The organism is Lactobacillus gigeriorum DSM 23908 = CRBIP 24.85, from assembly GCF_000296855.1.
Classification (GTDB): domain Bacteria; phylum Bacillota; class Bacilli; order Lactobacillales; family Lactobacillaceae; genus Lactobacillus; species Lactobacillus gigeriorum.
In genome coordinates this window covers 44689-63598 of record NZ_CAKC01000038.1, presented here as the reverse complement: position 1 = coordinate 63598, position 18910 = coordinate 44689, and the positions used below count along the sequence as shown (strand labels likewise).

The window sequence follows — 18910 nt, the reverse complement described above, 5'->3', positions numbered from 1 at the left end:
TGGTTCACTACACTTGGCGACAACTACCCGTGGTCTAGACTTTCACTAGACTAGATGAAATGTCATGCCCGACACACAAGTAAAAAGATCATGGTCTACATGACCATGATCTTTATCATTACATTATTCCGCTCTTAACACCGTGTGCAAAAATTGCACTTTAAAAATTTAACTGCGTGCACTTAGTGTGCATCATTTTTCTTTACGCAAAAAAATTAACCTCAACTTACCTTCGTAAAACGTTGATAAATCAAGGTTAATCAATCTAAATGAATCTTTATAATGCTGACTAGAGGATTCGAACCTCCGACCTCATCATTACTAGTGACGTGCTCTGCCAACTGAGCTAAGTCAGCAACTTTCTGTTGTCTCATCCGACAACGATATTAATTAAACCATATAAATAGACCTTGTGCAAGTCTTTTTTCAAAAAAAGTCAAAAAAGTTTTTTCTTGCGACTTTTCTTTGTTTTATACCGGGAATCTACTACAATTAGTTAATGTAGGTTTTAAAAAAATATTGTAAATGGAAGGATTTAACAGAAAAAATGTCATCCATCGTATATGTCCAATTAGATTGGCTATTAAGGATTATCGTCGCTGCTTTCTGTGGTGCAATTATCGGTTATGAACGAGCAATTCAACGAAAGAGTGCTGGTGTTAGAACTCACATTGTTGTAGCTATTGCCTCTGCCCTTTTTATGATTGTTTCTAAGTACGGATTTGCCGACTTACTAATGACTCATGATATTGCTTTGGATCCCTCAAGAATTGCCGCTCAAATCGTTACTGGTATTTCCTTTATTGGTGCCGGAACGATCTTGGTAAGACGAGAGCAAATCTCCGGATTAACTACTGCTGCCGGTGTTTGGGCAACTTCAGCTATTGGTATGGCAATCGGTGCCGGTCTTTATCTGATCGGTATCTTAGCCACGATCTTTTTATTCATCATTCAAATGCTGTTCCATGATGATACTTTGATCAATAAGATCATTGTTCACGTACGCTTTAATATTCAAATTGAAGCCGTCAATAAACATCATATTTTACCTAAAATTGAAGATGAGCTGAAACAAAATCAAGTTGAAAATATCTCTGTTAAAATTCTTGACGTCAGCGATGAACGCATCGTCTTCAACGTTGATGGTATCATCAATAATAAAACTAATGAAAATGATATCATCATGGCTCTACGTAAATATCCAGATATCACTCGCATTAGTTATACTCGCGGTGGTAAATAACTTGTCCTGGCCCAGTTGAAAGCTGGGCTTTTAATTTGCCCCTTTTTTACTATTTTTCCTGTTAAAATAGAATATAGAACTTTTCATGAGGTGATAATATGGCAGGAATACTTGATTATATGCGCTGGCGAGGCGATTTATCGTTTGAACAATATCATTTTAACAGTCTTGATGCAGCACTACTGGCTTCCATTATTTATCTTCCCGCAGATCCAAGTGCCATTGGGCATACGCTTACTGAAGTCGCTCAAACGCTCAAAGAGCTCGATAGCTTTCAACCTCAAATGCATGGGGAGACAGGAGTCGAAGTCAATCTCATTCCCTATGCCCCGCGGATTGGACGAATTGAAATTCTAGACTGGGTTAACCGACGTGAAAAAACTCCTCATCCACTTCAATTTACCGCTGGAGCTTTTCGCATCACCAAAGATACAATTCTGCTTGCCTATCAAGGAACTGACAGTTCAATGATTGGCTGGCAAGAAGATATGCATATGAATTTCATGCCTGAAATCTATGGCCAAAATGTCGCTGCTGAATATCTAAGCGAAATAGCGCTACGTTTCCCTAACGACAAGATTTATCTTGTTGGCCACTCCAAAGGTGGTAACTTTGCCCAATATGCCCTGGCTACTGCAAGTCCAGCTATCCAAGACCGCGTACTCAAAGCCTATAGTTTTGATGGTCCTGGTTTTTACCCTCGCGTTTTTAATGATAGCGGTTTCAAAAGAGCGCGAAATAAAATGAAAACCTATCTGCCTGAAAGTTCTGTGATCGGCACTATGCTAGATCATCCAGAACCAGTGCTGATCGTCAAAAGCATTTATCCAATGAAACAACAACACGATGTACGTCGTTGGAGCGTCGGACGTGATAGTTTCGTCTTAGCAGCTGGTCTTTCTAATGGTGCTAGAATTTTGCGTCATGCTCTAATTCATTTCAATCATACGATTCCTGAGAACAAGCGTGGTGAAATGATTGCAGCCGTATTCGATGCTTTTGAAAATTCAAATATCAATGATGTTTCCCAATTAACTGCTAATAAATTGCTAGGAACTTATCGTCTTAGTAGAATATTAATGAGTCTTGATCCAGCTACGCGCTCGTTGATTACTAGCATGTTCAACGATATTTGGAATACCTACCGTGCTAACGCAAATCTTCCCTTCATTGATGGCGAGTTTCAACATTATCCTAAGAGCAATGATTCTCGTAAAGCTCCAGTATTTTTCCAATTCTATGATCGTAATACGCCTAATCTACTAATCCCTCACAGCAATAAGCATTAATTGTGTTACACATGAAACAAAAAGAAGCAGATTTCAATTTTCTGCTTCTTATTTTTTTACTATTTGTTCAATTATTTCCGCTAAGCTGATCGTCTTCATCTTGGCATAAGCTGCTTCTTCAACTGCACGATATTGCTGATCCAACACCCCTTGAATTTTGCTTCCCACCAGGCAAGCCATATTAGTTTTAGGGTCGACATGCAATAAATCGTGATTCATATTAATTGCCTGATAAACATCATATAGTGAAATATCTTTAGGATCTTTATTTAATTTTGTATCTGCTAATCCTTGTTGGGTCGTAATCAATCCTGCCTTGCGTAAATCACTCATCAAGCTTCTTACCAAGCTAGGATTTGAATTAATACTCTTAGAAATAGCGACACTTGAATGGTCATCATCTGCAAAAACTGCTAAATACGTTAAGACATGAACAGCATCGCTTAGTTTATATGAATATCTCATCTTATCAACTCACTGTCTGAATGTAGTACAGCAAGTATATCATAGATAATTACTTTTGAGAATTTACACGAATTTCGCGAATTGCATCCCCAAGAGGTGTCAATTCATGTCCCAAAACCCTTGGCAAATCTATGCTATCTTCTTCAAGCGAACCATTATCGATTGGTAATTGGAATGAAGCATAAAGAGTAGCTAAATTATGATCTAAGCCACTATTTTCAAGAGCTTTGACATAGTCATCATGGCTCAATTTCTTAACTTTAGCAGTTGCATCAACAGCCACAAGTGCATCCCCTAATTCAGCATAGCTTCTTGATACCCCTGCAAATTCAAAGACTTCTTGATCATAATTGCCAGTTAAGACTTTGACGGCAGCTTCCGCATATTCTCTTTCCAAAGCCCAACCAGCTTTACCACTAGCCCAGTAAATTGCTGGCACATCCCCACTAGCAGTCACAAATGAAATTTCATTTTCTAAGTACCAGTTATTGCGCAAGAAAGCGTGCTTAACGCCACTAGTTTGTAGCAATCTCTCAGTTAATGCATGATCAACAGCTAGATCGCTAACTGAATTTTGTGCATCAGGGAAACTAGTATAAGCAACAAATGACACCTTACTTGCTTTGATTGCTTCAACTACATTGCGGTGTTGTTGGTCTCTTGCTACTTCACCACCAGGTTGTGAGGAAATGAATAGCAACCGGTCAACTCCAGCTAAAGCAGACTTCATTGAAGCTGCATCATCGTAACTTCCAACTCTTACTGTTAAATCTGGAAAGAGTTTTTGTGCCTTAGCCTCATTACGAGCAATAATCACGATATCCTTAGCATCAACAATTTGTCTTAAATAGTTTACGGCTGCTTGGCCAAAATGACCTGTAGCTGCAGAAATTGCATAAATCATCTTTTTTCTCCTTATCACACATGTATTTTTATTATTTACAGATATAATCTTACTACATGTATTTTTATTGTCAACAATTAATCATAAAAAAATAGTTGAGCGTTAAACTCAACTATTCAAGCTTATTTAGTTAATAACGCTTTAGCCATTTCAAAATCACCTAGTGTAGCTGAACCATTTTCTGCAACCGCAGGGGTAACGATTAGCTTATCAAGGTCTGGCGTAGCAACATAGTTATTGTTGAACTGGTCAAAGAACTTCCTTACCTTTGTCAAATCAGCTTCGTTTAATACTGATCCTCCTACTACCATAACATCAGGACGAGCAGTCATATAAACGTTGTACAACAATTGAGCAACATAATAAGCCAAGTAGGTAAAGGCTTGGTGATCACGTGGTAAATCTTCACCCTTAATCCCTGTGCGTCCTTCTAAGCTTGGACCAGCAGCCATGCCTTCAACGCATTGATTGCCATGGAATGGGCACTTACCTTCATAATCATCGCCTGGATAAGCTTTAACCAACATGTGGCCAATTTCTGGGTGATTGTTTAAGCCGACAAACTTACCTGCTTGAACGATTCCTGCACCGATTCCCGTTCCAATCGTTACATAGAAGTAGCTCTTACTATTATCGCTGCCCCGAGCAATATACTCACCATAGCAAGAGGCGTTAACATCAGTCGTAAAGGCAACTGGTATCTGCAATTCTTTTTCAAAATAGCCTTTAAAATTAGTTCCTGACCAGCCACGCTTAGGCGTATCAAGGATGTAACCAAAGGTTTTGGAATTAGGATTAATATCAATTGGACCAAATGTACCAATTCCCAAAGCATCTACCGGATGTTGCTTAAAAAACTCAACACACTTAGGCAGAGTCTCAGCTGAAGTAGTAGTTGGAATGCGATCTTTAGCAACCACTTTCCCACTCTCAACGTCTTGTACTGCCAGTACAAATTTAGTTCCACCAGCTTCGATACTTCCTACAAATTTTTTATTCATTGTTAAATCCTTCACTCTCTAATTCAATTACTTCAATTATAAAAACGCAAACTACTCATGTAAAGGTTTTCACAAAAAATAAATGATCTATTTAATTATACCAATTTCAAAAAAATCAAAGCTTCTAGGTTGACATAATTATGTAAGCGGTTTTATGATAGGAGTGGATTTTGTAATTGAAGATGTTTTTTGAAAGGTAGACTATGAATAATAAAAAGTATATGCAATTGGCCCTAGATGAAGCAATTAAAGGTCGTTATCAGACTTATAAAAATCCCTTAATCGGTGTTGTAATCGTTAAAGATGATCAAGTTATTGCTCAAGGTCATCAAGATAATTTTGAACAAGACCACATTATCAAGAAGCTCCTTGCTTCTTTAGACGCAACGAGTTTACAAGGCGCAACGCTATATACTAATTTTGAACCTTGCACTAGTTTTTCTGAAGGTGGTTCATGTACCGATTTAATTATCAAAAGCGGGATTAGCCAAGTAGTAATTGGGCAAAGTGATCCAAGAGGAAGCGAAGCTATTGAACGCTTGCTAGACAAGAAGTTGAGCGTTAATGTTGGCATCTTGGAAACTGAAGCTAAAGAATTGAACAAGCATTTTAATTACTTTTATGAAAATGGTCGTCCTTTTATCACCGTTAAGCAAACCAACAGTCTCGACCACATGGTAAGTGCTGCTAACAGTCCAAGAGTTGTGCTCAATAATCCTGCAGTAATCAATCGCATCCATCTTGAACGTGCCGATTATCAAGCAATAATTATCGGAAGCTCAACGGTAATTCAAGACAATCCTAATTTGTTGACTAGCGTTGAGACTAATTTCCCACCAATTCGCGTTATCTTGGATCGTCGTGGACGTCTCATTAATCACCAAGGACTTAATGTATTAAACGATGAAAAAGCCCCTACTTGGATTTTTACCGAGAACCTTAATTTGCAAAAAGTTCACTTCAATGACAATGTACGCGTTTTTGAAATGTCAACTGGCACAATTGCGGAAGTTATTGACTTATTGCGAGCTGAAGAAATTCAATCCCTTTATGTTGAAGGTGGACCTAGCGTAGAAAAATCATTCATGGACGAAGGTTTAGTTGATGCAATTGTCGACTATGTAAAACCAATTTACTTTGGTGAAATTGGTATTGGTGGTCCAGTTCCTTCACGTAGCTTAGATCTTGAAAACATTAGTGTTGAAACCCTAGATGATAATATCCGTATTGCCGGCGATGTCAAAAAGCCAGCGAAAACCACCGATACTTATACTGAATGGTAAAAAACAAAGACCTCGAAATTTTCGTAACTTCGAGGTCTTTGTTTTATTTTTTTGCGCTAAATTCTCAAATAATTGCGATTTTAGCGGTTATTTTTATGATTCCGTATGAGTATAGTCCAAATTTGAAAAACGGTTATACGGCTTTGTAAACATCAATTTTACTGTGCCACGACTACCGGAACGGTTTTTCTCAATAATGACTTCAACTTCGCCACTATCATCTTCTGAATTATCATTATTCTTACTTGCTTGTTCTTCATCATCATCTTGTTCATCACGATAATAATCATCCCGATACAAGAAAGAAACGATATCCGCATCCTGTTCAATTGATCCAGATTCACGAATATCTGACAGCACCGGTCGCTTGTCTTGACGCTGCTCCACTGACCGTGATAACTGCGACAAAGCAATTACCGGCACATGCAACTCTTTGGCCAATTTCTTCAATTGTCGTGAAATTGCGGAAACTTCCTGTTGACGCGATTCGCTTCGTGGACCTTCAATCAACTGAAGATAATCAATTACTATTAACCCAAGATTACCTTGTTCTTTAGCTAATCTTCTTGATTTAGCTCGTATTTCGCTCATTTTGATTCCTGGAGTATCATCAATGAAAATACTCGTATTTGCTAATGAGCCAGAAGCCATAATCAACTTACTCCACTCTTCTTTATCGAGTTGCCCAGTCCTAAGGTGCTGTGAATTGATTAATCCTTCTGAAGCAATCATTCTTTGAACTAGCTGCTCGCCACTCATTTCTAGTGAAAACACAGCAACGGTTTTAGGCGTATGCAACCCCACAAATTGAGCCACATTCATTGCAAATGAAGTTTTACCAACACCAGGACGAGCCGCAATAATAATTAATTCATCGTCATGAAAACCAGTCGTCATTTTATCTAGCTCTGAAAAGCCCGTTGGCAATCCAGTAACCATATTGCCGTCTTCAGGAATATTATTGATTTCTTCTAGTGTAGAACTAATAACCTGTTTAATCTGCCGAAAACCACCGGTATTGTTTTCGGATGAGACATTCATAATCTCGCTTTCGGCATCATCAAGAATATCAGTTACATCGCTAGCATCTTCCATAGCATTGGCGATGATTTTTTGACTGGCTGCGATTAAGTTACGCAAGATCGCCTTGCGATGAACGATTTTAGCATAATAAGTAACGTGCTCTGCTGTTGGCGTTGCTAAAGCCAATTGTGAGATATAAGCAATACCACCAATATCATCCAATTGGTTGCGCTTGGTCAATTCATCTTGCAGAGTCAACGGATCAATCGCATCTTGTCGATCCGATAGATCGAGCATTGCTTGAAAAACGATTTGATTAGCCCGCTCATAAAAGTCAGCCGCCTGTAATACGGCACTAGCATCCGCAATTGCTTCAGGATCAATAAAAATTGCCCCTAAAACCGCCTTTTCAGCTTCAGCATCACGCGGAATTTGTTGAGATACCAGATTATCCATCAATCACGCCTTATTAATTTTGCTCGGTAATATGAACGCGAATCGTACCTTCTACGCCCTTGAACAACTTAACTGGTACATTAGTGTAACCAAGAGATTTAATTGGTTCAGGTAAAGATAGCTTGCGCTTATCAATCTTAAGACCATATTGTTCTTCTAAGCCTTCAACAATGCGCTTGCTTGAAATTGAGCCAAATAAGCGAGCATCTGTACCAGCCTTAGACTTGAAGTTAACTACTGTTTCATCCTTGTCAAGAATAGCTTTGATCTTTTCTGCTTCTGCTTTTTCAGCTTCGTAAGCAGCCTTTTCATTAGCAGCTACTCTTTCCAAAGTGTGCATGTTAGCTTTGTTAGCTGGCTTTGCTAGATTGCGCTTGAAAAGGTAATTTTGAGCGTAGCCATCTGGAACTTCCTTAACATCTCCACGCTTACCACGACCTCTAACGTCTGCTGTAAAAATAACCTTCATCTTTTTTCTCCTTTATCTATTTTCTTCTTCATATTCATCGATAGCGGCTAATAATTTTACTTTTGCTTGAGCAACAGTCACATCTTTTAGCTGCGTAGCAGCATTGGATAAGTGACCACCGCCACCCAACTTTTCCATAATCAATTGCACGTTGATTTTACCCATTGAACGTGCGGAAATTCCAACCGTGTCTTGACTGCGACGAGTTATTGCAAAACTAGCACCGATATTTTCAAGATCCAATGCCGTATCTGCTGCTTGGGCAGTAATAATTGGATCAACAATCTTATTATCATCCCCACACATTACCGCCATCTGTGGTTTAACCATTTCAAGCGTAGCAACAAGATGGGTTCGTTCCAAGAAGCTTTCTTTATCTTCTTTTAACAAGGCACTAACGACCGTTGATTCAGCTCCAATTGAGCGTAAATAACTGGCAGCATCAAACGTCCTTGTACCCGTACGCAATGAGAATTCTTTTGAATCTACCACAATTCCGGCTAGCATCCCTGTAGCTTCCAGATCCGTCAAAACCCGCTTATCGCCAGCCGGCTGCTGATACTCAATCATTTCTGTAACTAGCTCACAAGCTGACGAAGCATATGGTTCAACATACGTTAGCATTGGATTTTCCGGGAATTCTTCTCCACGACGGTGGTGATCGATGACGATAATCCGATTTTTCAACCGATCATATAGTTTTTGCGAATAAGTAATTGAATATTTTGAGTGATCAACCATTACTAAGAGTGAACGATCTGTTACTTGCTCAAGGGCTCTTTCTGGATCAATAAAAATATCCGTGTCTACTTTGTCTTTTTGCATTCTTGCAACTAATCGACCAACGTCATAGTTAGTTTTATTGGTATCAAGGACAAAGTTAGCCTTAACCCCATGTAGCCGAGCAATTTTGACAACTCCAATTCCACTACCAACAGAATCCATGTCAGGTCGCTTATGTCCTACTACCATTACGCGGTCAGCATCTTTAAACAATTCGCTCAAAGCCTGCGATACCATTCGTGCTCTTACTCGCGTACGACGTTCCATCGGATTGGATTTACCGCCATAGAACTTAGCATCCTTGCCTAATTCTCGCAATACTACCTGATCTCCACCACGTCCAAGGGCTAAATCAAGATTAGATTGCGCTAAATCTGCAACCTCTGTTAACGAACTAGTTCCATAAGCAATTCCAACTGACAATGTCAACGGCGTATTGTTACGGTTAGTTTCTTGCCTAATCTTATCAAGAACTGAGAACTTGTCTTTTTCCATTTGAACCAAGTCTTGCATATGAGCCAAAAGCAAAAAGTGATCTTCATCAATTCGTTTAAGATAAGCATTAAATTTTTCAGCGTACTTGCTGAGCGTATTCTGCACATACATGCTCATACTGGTTAATTCTTGGTCATGCATGGTTTCGCTCAACTCATCATAGTTATCAATAAATATTTGCCCAATAGCAAGGCGTTCAGCTTGATATTTAGCCTCGATCTTAGCATAACGCGTAATATCTAGCAGATAGATAACTCCCAGATCATTCTGAACAACCATTTCAAATTGATGGTCATCCCAATTTACCATATGATTTTCAGCGGTCTTAGCTTCAATTGCTTCGTTCAACAACCGACTTAAATCTGGATCGACCGACTCGATTGTATGACCAATCAAGTCATTGTCTTTCAAGTACAGTTGCAGGTAAGGATTTACCCATTGAATTTGAAAATCTTCATCATAAAGTAAAATTCCCAACGGCATTTTAATCATAGCTTCTTGTTCGCTACGTTTAATCCGATAGGACAAACTCACTGCAAAATTATTAGCATTGCCTGCCAAGATATAGATCCCATAAACTGCAAATGCCACTGTGAGAACAAATATCAAAAACAGGGCTAAACCAAATAACGGTGACATTAAGATCCCAATGATACTCCCTAGAAATGATAGGATCAAAACCGCTATTAAGGAAGCTGTTAAACGTGAGTCTTTGATAAAAGCGGGCAATTCAAGCTTACGTAAAAATTTTTGCATGAAAGGTCCTTCCTAAAATAGCTAATAATACATTATCTACTATTATACCCTATGACCAAAAATAGCAAAAAATTAGTTTTATTATTTCAGAGAACAAAAAAAGAACCTGAAATCAGGTTCTTTTTCAAGACTACAATTAGTCTTCAGCAACAAATGGTAACAAGCCCATAATACGAGCTCTCTTAATAGCATTTGCAACTTTACGTTGATTCTTAGCGCTAGTGCCAGTGACACGACGTGGTAAAATCTTACCTCTTTCTGAGATAAAACGTTTCAACAGATCAACATCCTTGTAGTCAACGTATTCGATGTGGTTAGCTGCAATGTAGTCAACCTTACGACGGCGACGAACTCCGCCTCTTCTTTGTTGAGCCATATCCCTAGGTCCTTTCTTTTATAATCTATATTAGAATGGCAAGTCATCATCAGAAATATCAATTGCATCCCCAGAACCAGCAAATGGATCTTGTGGTTGAGGAGTTGCATTGTTATTGTTAATTGGTTGACTTGGTCCATTATTTCCTTGGAAACCAGCGTTTCCAACATTTGGTGTAAAGCCACCATTTTGTGAACGGGCTTCACGATCACGACGTGATTCGAGCAATGCGAAATTATCTACGACAACTTCAGTTACATATACTCTTTGCCCATCTTTATTATCGTAGCTTCTGGTTTGAATTCGGCCATCAATTCCTACTAGTGAGCCCTTAGAAGTAAAGTTAGCAAAATTCTCTGCTGCCTTTCTCCAAATCACACAACTAATAAAATCTGCGCCTCTCTCACCTTGAGCATTCGCAAATTGACGGTCAACAGCAAGAGTAAACGTAGCAACCGAGATTCCACTCCCAGTAGTACGCAATTCAGGATCACGTGTTAATCGGCCAACAAGTACAACTCTATTGATCATACCCAGGTCCTCCTTTTCCTAAATCACGATACGATAAATTATTTGTCCAACTTAACAGTCATTGAACGTAAAACAGCTGAATCGATTCTTGACAAACGAGCGAATTCGTTAACTGCTTCAGCATCTTCAGCAGTGAAAGTCATGATGTGGTAAACACCTTCACGATACTTTTCGATTTCGTATGCGAAACGACGCTTGCCCCAGTCTTTGGATTCAACCATAGTACCACCGTTGTCAGCGATAAGCTTGTCGTAGCTGTCAACGAGAGCCTTCTTTGATTCTTCATCAAGATCAGGCTTAATAATGTAAGTTACTTCGTACTTAGTAATTGCCATAAACTATTGCACCTCCCTATGGACTAAATGGTTCTTGCTAAAAATCAAGAACAAGGAGTAATTTAAAATTCATTACTCACAAGTTTTAATTCTAGCATATAAATAAAAAATTACCAACAAAAATACACGTGATCCGAGAGAAATTTATCCCCCTATAATATTAGATACGCAAAAATTGCTGGTAATTATTTTTCATTTTGATTACAAAAAGCTATTCTTCGTTTTTAGCATCTTCTTCAGCTTCTGTTGGTACTGTTGCCAGACTTGAAACAATACTGTCGCCAGAAACTTTAATCAGGCGAACTCCTAAGGTATTTCTACCAGTTTGAGAAACATCCTCAGTCTTAAAACGAATCATAATCCCATCGGTTGTGATCAACATCAAATCTTGAGTGCCATCAACAATCGTAATTCCGGCTAATGGGCCGTTCTTACTGGTAATGTTGGCTGTTTTAATACCTTTACCACCACGGCCTTTAATTGGATATTCTGATGCAGGAGTACGTTTACCATAACCCTTTTCAGAAATTACCAAGACTTCATCATCAGCCTTAATCACATCAGAACCAATTACGTAATCATCTGGTCGTAAGTTAATACCCCTTACACCTGTAGCAGTTCTACCCATTGAGCGAACATCGGCTTCACTGAAAGTCGTAGCATAACCAAGGTGCGTTCCAATTAAGATATTTTGCTTACCATCAGTCGTTAATACATTGCTCAATTCATCGTTGTCTCGTAATGACAAAGCAATCAGACCACTATTTCTAATATTCTCAAATTCACTGACATGGGTACGTTTTACTACCCCCATCTTGGTAATGAAGAAGAGGTAATTATCGTCAGCTCCTTCTGGAACATTGATTACTGTTTGGATCTTCTCGCCCTTATCAAGTTGAAGCAAGTTAACGATTGGCAATCCCTTAGCAGCTCTACCATATTCAGGTACTTCATAGGCTTTCTTAGAGTAAACTTTACCCTTGTTAGTAAACAGCAATAACATATCGTGAGTGCTTGAGTAAATTAAGTGTTCGGTAAAGTCACCATCTTGAACACCCATTCCCTTAACGCCTTTACCACCACGATTTTGGGTCTTGAATTCAGTAATTGGCATCCGTTTGATATAGCCATTATGAGTCAAAGTCAAAAGAATATCTTGTTTTTCAATTAAATCTTCATCTTCAATTGAAATGACTTCGCTTGCTCCAATTTCAGTCCGGCGAGTATCGCCATAACGCTTTTGAATTTCCAATAATTCATCGTAAATGATTTGGTCAATTCTCTTAGGCTTAGCAAGAATATCCTTGTAATCAGCGATGCGAACTTGCAATTCTTGATATTCAGCTTCAACCTTATCGCGTTCCAATCCAGTCAAGCGAACTAATCGCATATCCAAAATTGCTTGTGATTGTTTATCGTCCAAACCAAAACGACTAATTAAAGCTGCCTTAGCAATATCACTGGATTCACTAGAACGAATAATTTTTACGATTTCATCGATATGATCAAGCGCAATTCTTAAACCAGCTAAAATATGAGCTCTTGCTTCAGCTTTAGCCAATTCAAATTTAGTTCTACGAGTAACTACATCTTCTTGGTGATTCAAGTAATGTACTAACATTTCCTTCAAAGTCAAGAAGTGTGGCGCACCATCAACGATGGCAACCATGTTCATCCCAAAGTTGGTTTGCATCTGGGTTTCTTTGAATAAGTTATTCAAAACTACGCTAGCACTTGCATCTCTACGAACATCAATCGTTATCCGCATCCCCGTCTGGTCGGTTTCATCTCTGATGCCAGTAATGCCATCAATTGTCTTGCTTCTAGCTAAATCTGCAATCTTCTTGACTAATTCAGCCTTGTTGACCATGTATGGCAACTCACTAACGATAATTCGTTCACGACCTGATTTTTCAGTCTCGATACTGGTCTTGGCACGAACCACGATGTTGCCTTTACCTGTTTCATAAGCACGGTAGATGCCTCCACGGCCCATAACAATTCCACCAGTTGGAAAATCTGGTCCAGGGATAGCTTTCATGAGGTCCCTGGTAGTAACATCTGGATCTTTCATTAGCATGTGCAACCCACTTATAACCTCGTTCAAGTTATGTGGCGGGATATTGGTGGTCATTCCAACTGCAATTCCGTTAGCACCATTGACCAATAAATTAGGAATTCGTGCTGGCAATACTACTGGTTCATTTTCAGTATCATCATAGTTTCTTTGCCAATCAACGGTGTTTTTGTTGATATCGCGCAACATTTCAACCGCAATTTTACTCATTCTTGCTTCAGTATAACGCATTGCGGCTGGCTCATCGCCATCGACAGAACCAAAGTTTCCGTGACCATCAACTAGCATATAACGATATGAAAAGTCTTGAGCCATGTGAGCCATAGCCAAATAAATTGAAGAGTCACCGTGTGGGTGGAACTTACCCATAACTTCCCCAACTATTCTGGCAGACTTCTTAAACGGCTTATCTGGTGATAAGCCTAATTCGCCCATTCCATATAAAATTCTCCGTTGAACCGGCTTTAAACCATCGCGCACATCAGGTAAAGCTCTGGCAACGATAACAGACATCGCATAGTCTAAAAATGAACTACGCATCGTTTCTGTTAAATCGACGTTGCGAATTCGACGGTCTTGAGTTTGATTATCATTATCCATCAGCATTTTCTCCTATGCGTCTAAGTTTTCAACGTATTTGGCGTTATTTTGAATAAAGTCTCTACGTGGGCCAACTTCATTACCCATCAACAATTCAAAGACTTCATCAGCATCTTTAGCGTATTCTGGACTTACACGATCCAAACGGCGATTTTCAGGATTCATAGTCGTTTCCCAAAGCTGTTCCGGATCCATTTCTCCCAAACCTTTGTAACGTTGAACAACTGGCTTTGGACTTGGTTGTAAACTGCCGAGATAATCGTGCAATTCTTCATCAGTATCCAAATACTTCACTACTTTACCCTGACGTACTTGATAAAGAGGTGGACGAGCGATATAAACGTAGCCTTTTTCGATCATCGGACGCATGTAATTGTAGAAAAGCGTAAGCAATAAAGTTCTAATATGGGCACCATCGACATCGGCATCCGTCATAATGATTAATTTGTGGTAGCGTGCCTTCGAAACATCAAAATCAGCACCAAAACCGGTACCTAAAGCAGTAAACAATGATCTAATTTCTTGATTGGCTAAAATTCGATCCATTGAAGCTTTTTCAACGTTCAAGATCTTACCTCTAATTGGCAAGATTGCTTGCGTCAAACGTGAACGACCTTGCTTAGCTGAACCACCGGCAGAATTACCTTCGACGATAAATAATTCAGAAATCGAAGGATCGTTGCTAGTATTATCGGCCAACTTACCTGGCAAGTTAGCAATTTCAAGTCCAGACTTCTTACGAGTAACCTCACGCGCTCTTTTAGCTGCAGTTCTAGCACGTTCAGCCAATTGGGCTTTTTCGACAATCTTTCTACCAGTTGCTGGATTTTCTAACAAGAACCGGTTAAAAGCTTCTGAAAAGGCACGATCAACAGCGGTTCTAGCATTAGAATTACCCAGCTTAGTCTTAGTCTGTCCCTCAAATTGTGGGTTTGGGTGCTTAACAGAAACAACCGCTGTCATTCCTTCACGAATATCTTCACCCAACAAATTATCATCTTTGTCTTTTAAGATTTTTGCCTTATGAGCATAATCATTTACTACACGAGTCAATGCACTCTTAAATCCTGACTCATGCATCCCACCTTCATAAGTATGAATGTTGTTGGCAAAAGTCATTAAGGTCGTCTTGTAGCCTTCGGTATATTGCAAAGCGACTTCCACATTAATACCATCATAATCGCCTTCAACATAAATCGGATCATCAAAGAGCACCTTTTCGCTCTTATTTAAGAAGGCAACATATTCCTTAATACCACCTTCGAAATGGTAAACATCTGTTTCAGCGGTATCTTTACGCTTGTCAGTAAAGGTTAACTTCAAGCCTTTATTCAAGAAAGCTAATTCTCTAATTCGATTCTTTAACACCTTATCATCAAAAACGATGGTTTCAGTAAAAATATCTGGATCAGGATAAAAACGGACAATCGTACCGTGTTCTGTTGGATCAGTAGTTCCTACTTGATGCATTTCATCTTTTACCCGACCATGGTCAAAGGAAATTGCATATTTTTTACCATCTCTCATAACTGTGACATTAAGATGAGTTGATAAGGCATTAACAACAGAAGCACCTACTCCGTGCAAACCACCGGAAACCTTGTATCCGCCACCGCCAAATTTACCACCGGCGTGAAGCACAGTAAACACAGTCTCCAAAGCAGGACGGCCAGTTTTCTTTTGAATATCTATCGGAATCCCACGACCATCATCTTGAACGGTTACACTACCATCTTCATTAACGGTAATTTCAATCTTCGTAGCAAAACCAGCCAATCGTTCATCAATACTATTGTCGATGATTTCCCAAACCAAGTGGTGCAGTCCTTGTGAGCTAGTAGAACCAATGTACATCCCTGGTCTTTTTCTAACTGCTTCAAGTCCTCCCAAAACTTGAATTTGACTGGCATTATATTTATCTGCTTCCTGCTCATATTTTTTAGCATCTTCAAGCAGTTTTTCACGATTTTCAGCCATTTAATTCTCCTTTTCCAAACTAATTTTTCCAGATTTAATCTGATATATTTTTGGTTGCTTAATTATTTCCCAGGAAATACCTTCCAAATCGGTCGTGGTAATAAAAGTTTGCGTCTTGCCATGGATATAGCTTAAAAGCGCACTTTGGCGACCGTGATCTAATTCACTCATCACATCATCAAGTAGCAGCAAGGGATATTCCCCTGTTATCTGATGGACTAGTTGAATTTCTGCTAATTTCAAGCTCAAAGCGATCGTCCGTTGTTGCCCCTGTGAAGCATACAAATGTGCATCTTGGTCATTGAGTCTAAATTCCAAGTCATCTCGATGCGGCCCAACTAAGGTTGTACCTCGTTTCAATTCAACTGCACGATTCTTCTGAAAAGCTGTCAACAACTTTTGATAGATTTGTTCTGTACTATCAGTGGCAGTGATCTCGCTAACTGAAGACACATATTCCAAAGTTAACTCTTCGCTTGCCAAACTAATATTATGATATGCTTCGGTCGCACTCTTACTAAGATATCCAAGAAAGCGATAGCGCCGAGAAATTACCTCCGCAGCAATTCCTGCCAATTGATCAGATAAAACATCTAAGAATAGCTGGTCTTTGGCTTGTCCTTTCATAAGCTGCTTTAAATAATTGTTTTTTTGCTGTAAAACTTGACGATATTTAGCAGCAAAATACAAATATTCAGAACTTACTTGACCAAATTCTTGATCCATAAATTTTCTTCTAAGGCCGGGAGCGCCTTTAATCAACTCCAGATCTTCAGGCGAAAACAAAATGGCATTTAATTGACCAACATAGCTAGACAGCTTGCTTTGTTCGACTCGATTGATCCAAACTTTCTTACCCTTTTTAGTAATCAATACTCGTAGATCCAATTCTCGCTGTTCTTTATGAATTTGTCCCATTAGATTTGTATAGTCCTGATCAAAAGCAATCAGTTCACGATCGTTGCTCGTCCGATGGGATCTAGTTAAGGCCAAAAAATAAACAGCTTCTAAGAGATTGGTCTTACCTTGAGCATTTTTACCAATAAAAATATTAATATTGGGATCAAAATGAGTATCGATCAAACTTAAGTTTCGATAATTCTGGGCAATAAAATGATCAATATACATTAATCCTTCCGAAACTGATAATGTTCACCATTAACTTCCAATTCATCGCCAACGTGTAGTTTCTTACCACGGCGATTTTCAGCTTCACCATTTAAAACTACCGGGTGTTCTTGCAAATACCACTTGGCTTGGCCACCAGAAGCAATGATGCTCTCTTCCTTTAAGAACTGACTCAATGTTATATAGTCGCCTTTAATTACGAATTCTTTGATGATACTCACCTTCTATGCAATAGCAATAACTTATTTACCTATATAATTATATTAGTAAAATGGGTAAAAAACAAACTTAAAAAGCCAAATTTAGCCGATATAAGCGTTTTTTTCTAATTTAGACTAATTACAGGCAAATAGGCAAAAAATAGCTGACGGCAATTTCTGACGTTTTTAACAGAAAATGGATAAAAAAATGTCCTCAAGTATGAGGACATCAAAAATTATTTTCAATAAGTCAAACTTTAAAAAGTTCTAACCGGTGTTATTAATTGAATAAATTGAATATCAGCTTTATTTGGAGTCACTGTGAATGGCCGCAAAGGTTGAGTAAATTTCATTACTACTGCGTCGGTAACTGAAGCTCTTAAAGCATCGCGTAAGTAGTCCGGATTAAAGGAAATCTTCAATTGGCTTCCTTCAAGGGCTCTAAAGCTAACTTCTTCTTCAACATTACCAATTTCAGCAGAAGTACCAGTCAACTTAACTTTTTGATTTTCAGTATCAAGTTCTAAGTCAACCACATTGTTTCTTCCTGCATGAGTCAACAAACTAGCACGATCCAAAGCGCTGGATAATTCAGCTAAATCAAATTCTACTGTAGTTGTACTTTCAATTGGCAATAACCGATCTGTATCTGGATAATTGCCTTCTAGTAGTCTTGAATAGAACGAAATATTACCAATCTTAAATAGTACTTGATTTTCACCAGGACAAACTTGTACATCTGGATCGGCTTCCCCAATTATACGAGACAATTCCTGTAAATTACGACCAGGAATAATCAAATCCGTTGTAACCTTTGGACCATTTTCAAGGTTAATCTTGCGTTCTGCTAAACGGTGAGAATCAGTTGCCACAGCTTTAATTGCATCGGGATCAAAAGTAAAGTGAACCCCACTTAAAATTAAACGACTTTCTTGAGTAGCAACAGCGAACTGAGTTTCATTAATAATTTCGCGTAATACTTTTCCACCGATTAAAAAAGCGGACTCATCTGTAATTTCAGGTAAACGTGGGTAAGTTTCTGCATCATAGCCATTGATGGTAAATTCACTATTTTCGGATTTAATGCGAACTTGATTCCCAGTGGTTACTTCAAAAGAAAAATCTTTACCTGGCAACTTCTTAATAATTTCACTAAAGAATCGAGCAGTTAAAATAATTGAGCCCGTTGAATTTATCGTTAGATCTTCACTTGCTGGTAGTTTAATTTCAATTGAGATATCTGTATCACTACCAGTTAAGATTAATTCATCTTCAAACAAGTCAATCTTGATACCCGCAAGAATTGGAATTGCTGCACGAGATGAAATGGCACGCATAACGTTGTTTAAGTTCTCAATAAACAGATTTCGATTGATTGTAAATTGCATGTTGTTCTCCTTGAATGAGTATTCTTTATTTATTATTTATATAGTTATTTAAATTAGTAGTAGTAGGACCTGTGAGTTCTGTTGAAAACTTGGATAATGCTGAATCTTACGGAAAAGTTGCGGTTTATTAA

Annotated in this window: 17 protein-coding genes and 1 tRNA gene; 3 read left to right on the top strand and 15 right to left on the bottom strand. The window is 38.7% G+C overall.

The window, feature by feature from the left end; translation table 11 throughout:
- Positions 1-283: 283 nt before the first annotated feature.
- A tRNA-Thr gene (locus tag BN52_RS03780) sits at positions 284-356 on the bottom strand.
- A gap of 191 nt (positions 357-547) precedes the next feature.
- On the opposite strand from BN52_RS03780, the gene BN52_RS03775 reads away from it, so the two are divergent.
- Positions 548-1243 carry an MgtC/SapB family protein gene (locus BN52_RS03775; protein ID WP_008472895.1) on the top strand — a complete coding sequence of 232 codons (696 nt, stop codon included), beginning with the start codon at positions 548-550 and terminating at the stop codon, positions 1241-1243.
- Positions 1244-1341: 98 nt separating this feature from the next.
- Positions 1342-2532: an Mbeg1-like protein gene (locus BN52_RS03770; protein ID WP_008472894.1), complete on the top strand. Its 1191-nt coding sequence runs from the start codon at positions 1342-1344 to the stop codon at positions 2530-2532.
- Between the two features lie 48 nt (positions 2533-2580).
- Here the strand turns inward: BN52_RS03770 and BN52_RS03765 are convergent, their stop codons facing one another.
- From BN52_RS03765 to BN52_RS03755, 3 genes are all read right to left on the bottom strand, one after another.
- Positions 2581-2997: an Rrf2 family transcriptional regulator gene (locus BN52_RS03765; RefSeq protein WP_008472893.1), complete on the bottom strand. Its 417-nt coding sequence runs from the start codon at positions 2995-2997 to the stop codon at positions 2581-2583.
- A gap of 49 nt (positions 2998-3046) precedes the next feature.
- Positions 3047-3901 (bottom strand): NAD(P)H-binding protein, encoded by an 855-nt coding sequence (locus tag BN52_RS03760; protein ID WP_008472892.1) that lies wholly within the window; start codon positions 3899-3901, stop codon positions 3047-3049.
- A 122-nt stretch (positions 3902-4023) separates the two neighbouring features.
- Positions 4024-4902: an ROK family protein gene (locus tag BN52_RS03755; RefSeq protein ID WP_008472890.1), complete on the bottom strand. Its 879-nt coding sequence runs from the start codon at positions 4900-4902 to the stop codon at positions 4024-4026.
- A gap of 203 nt (positions 4903-5105) precedes the next feature.
- Here BN52_RS03755 and ribD point away from each other — a divergent pair, with 203 nt between their 5' ends.
- A complete protein-coding gene (ribD, locus tag BN52_RS03750; RefSeq protein WP_008472889.1) occupies positions 5106-6185 on the top strand; it encodes a bifunctional diaminohydroxyphosphoribosylaminopyrimidine deaminase/5-amino-6-(5-phosphoribosylamino)uracil reductase RibD in 1080 nt (359 codons plus the stop codon).
- A 93-nt stretch (positions 6186-6278) separates the two neighbouring features.
- Here the strand turns inward: ribD and dnaB are convergent, their stop codons facing one another.
- From dnaB to dnaN, 11 genes are all read right to left on the bottom strand, one after another.
- Positions 6279-7664, bottom strand: a complete 1386-nt coding sequence (dnaB, locus tag BN52_RS03745; protein WP_008472888.1) for a replicative DNA helicase — start codon at positions 7662-7664, stop codon at positions 6279-6281.
- Positions 7665-7677: 13 nt separating this feature from the next.
- Positions 7678-8133 carry a 50S ribosomal protein L9 gene (gene rplI, locus BN52_RS03740; protein WP_008472887.1) on the bottom strand — a complete coding sequence of 152 codons (456 nt, stop codon included), beginning with the start codon at positions 8131-8133 and terminating at the stop codon, positions 7678-7680.
- Positions 8134-8145: 12 nt separating this feature from the next.
- The gene (locus tag BN52_RS03735) at positions 8146-10167 is read right to left on the bottom strand and encodes a DHH family phosphoesterase (protein WP_008472886.1); all 2022 of its coding nucleotides are present in this window, start codon (positions 10165-10167) and stop codon (positions 8146-8148) included.
- A gap of 136 nt (positions 10168-10303) precedes the next feature.
- A complete protein-coding gene (gene rpsR, locus BN52_RS03730; RefSeq protein ID WP_008472885.1) occupies positions 10304-10543 on the bottom strand; it encodes a 30S ribosomal protein S18 in 240 nt (79 codons plus the stop codon).
- 30 nt (positions 10544-10573) lie between these two features.
- Positions 10574-11074, bottom strand: a complete 501-nt coding sequence (gene ssb, locus BN52_RS03725) for a single-stranded DNA-binding protein (protein ID WP_008472884.1) — start codon at positions 11072-11074, stop codon at positions 10574-10576.
- Between the two features lie 38 nt (positions 11075-11112).
- On the bottom strand, positions 11113-11409 hold the full coding sequence (rpsF, locus tag BN52_RS03720) for a 30S ribosomal protein S6 (protein WP_008472882.1): 297 nt from the start codon (positions 11407-11409) through the stop codon (positions 11113-11115).
- Positions 11410-11620: 211 nt separating this feature from the next.
- Positions 11621-14086 carry a DNA gyrase subunit A gene (gene gyrA, locus BN52_RS03715; protein WP_040473360.1) on the bottom strand — a complete coding sequence of 822 codons (2466 nt, stop codon included), beginning with the start codon at positions 14084-14086 and terminating at the stop codon, positions 11621-11623.
- A 12-nt stretch (positions 14087-14098) separates the two neighbouring features.
- Positions 14099-16063 carry a DNA topoisomerase (ATP-hydrolyzing) subunit B gene (gyrB, locus tag BN52_RS03710; RefSeq protein ID WP_008472880.1) on the bottom strand — a complete coding sequence of 655 codons (1965 nt, stop codon included), beginning with the start codon at positions 16061-16063 and terminating at the stop codon, positions 14099-14101.
- On the bottom strand, positions 16064-17191 hold the full coding sequence (gene recF, locus BN52_RS03705) for a DNA replication/repair protein RecF (protein WP_008472879.1): 1128 nt from the start codon (positions 17189-17191) through the stop codon (positions 16064-16066). It lies immediately after the preceding gene.
- Positions 17191-17412: a S4 domain-containing protein YaaA gene (gene yaaA, locus BN52_RS03700; protein ID WP_040473359.1), complete on the bottom strand. Its 222-nt coding sequence runs from the start codon at positions 17410-17412 to the stop codon at positions 17191-17193. Before yaaA ends, recF begins: the two co-directional genes overlap by 1 nt.
- 236 nt (positions 17413-17648) lie before the next feature.
- Positions 17649-18779, bottom strand: a complete 1131-nt coding sequence (dnaN, locus tag BN52_RS03695; RefSeq protein ID WP_008472877.1) for a DNA polymerase III subunit beta — start codon at positions 18777-18779, stop codon at positions 17649-17651.
- Between the last annotated feature and the right edge of the window lie 131 nt (positions 18780-18910).

Coding starts and splice junctions, on each gene's coding strand:
- ssb (WP_008472884.1), bottom strand. CDS start 11,074: ATGATCAATAGAGTTGTACTTGTTGGCCGATTAACACGTGATCCTGAA.
- BN52_RS03760 (WP_008472892.1), bottom strand. CDS start 3,901: ATGATTTATGCAATTTCTGCAGCTACAGGTCATTTTGGCCAAGCAGCC.
- ribD (WP_008472889.1), top strand. CDS start 5,106: ATGAATAATAAAAAGTATATGCAATTGGCCCTAGATGAAGCAATTAAA.
- BN52_RS03770 (WP_008472894.1), top strand. CDS start 1,342: ATGGCAGGAATACTTGATTATATGCGCTGGCGAGGCGATTTATCGTTT.
- rplI (WP_008472887.1), bottom strand. CDS start 8,133: ATGAAGGTTATTTTTACAGCAGACGTTAGAGGTCGTGGTAAGCGTGGA.
- gyrB (WP_008472880.1), bottom strand. CDS start 16,063: ATGGCTGAAAATCGTGAAAAACTGCTTGAAGATGCTAAAAAATATGAG.
- BN52_RS03765 (WP_008472893.1), bottom strand. CDS start 2,997: ATGAGATATTCATATAAACTAAGCGATGCTGTTCATGTCTTAACGTAT.
- gyrA (WP_040473360.1), bottom strand. CDS start 14,086: ATGGATAATGATAATCAAACTCAAGACCGTCGAATTCGCAACGTCGAT.
- rpsR (WP_008472885.1), bottom strand. CDS start 10,543: ATGGCTCAACAAAGAAGAGGCGGAGTTCGTCGCCGTCGTAAGGTTGAC.
- dnaN (WP_008472877.1), bottom strand. CDS start 18,779: ATGCAATTTACAATCAATCGAAATCTGTTTATTGAGAACTTAAACAAC.
- BN52_RS03735 (WP_008472886.1), bottom strand. CDS start 10,167: ATGCAAAAATTTTTACGTAAGCTTGAATTGCCCGCTTTTATCAAAGAC.
- dnaB (WP_008472888.1), bottom strand. CDS start 7,664: ATGGATAATCTGGTATCTCAACAAATTCCGCGTGATGCTGAAGCTGAA.
- recF (WP_008472879.1), bottom strand. CDS start 17,191: ATGTATATTGATCATTTTATTGCCCAGAATTATCGAAACTTAAGTTTG.
- BN52_RS03775 (WP_008472895.1), top strand. CDS start 548: ATGTCATCCATCGTATATGTCCAATTAGATTGGCTATTAAGGATTATC.
- BN52_RS03755 (WP_008472890.1), bottom strand. CDS start 4,902: ATGAATAAAAAATTTGTAGGAAGTATCGAAGCTGGTGGAACTAAATTT.
- rpsF (WP_008472882.1), bottom strand. CDS start 11,409: ATGGCAATTACTAAGTACGAAGTAACTTACATTATTAAGCCTGATCTT.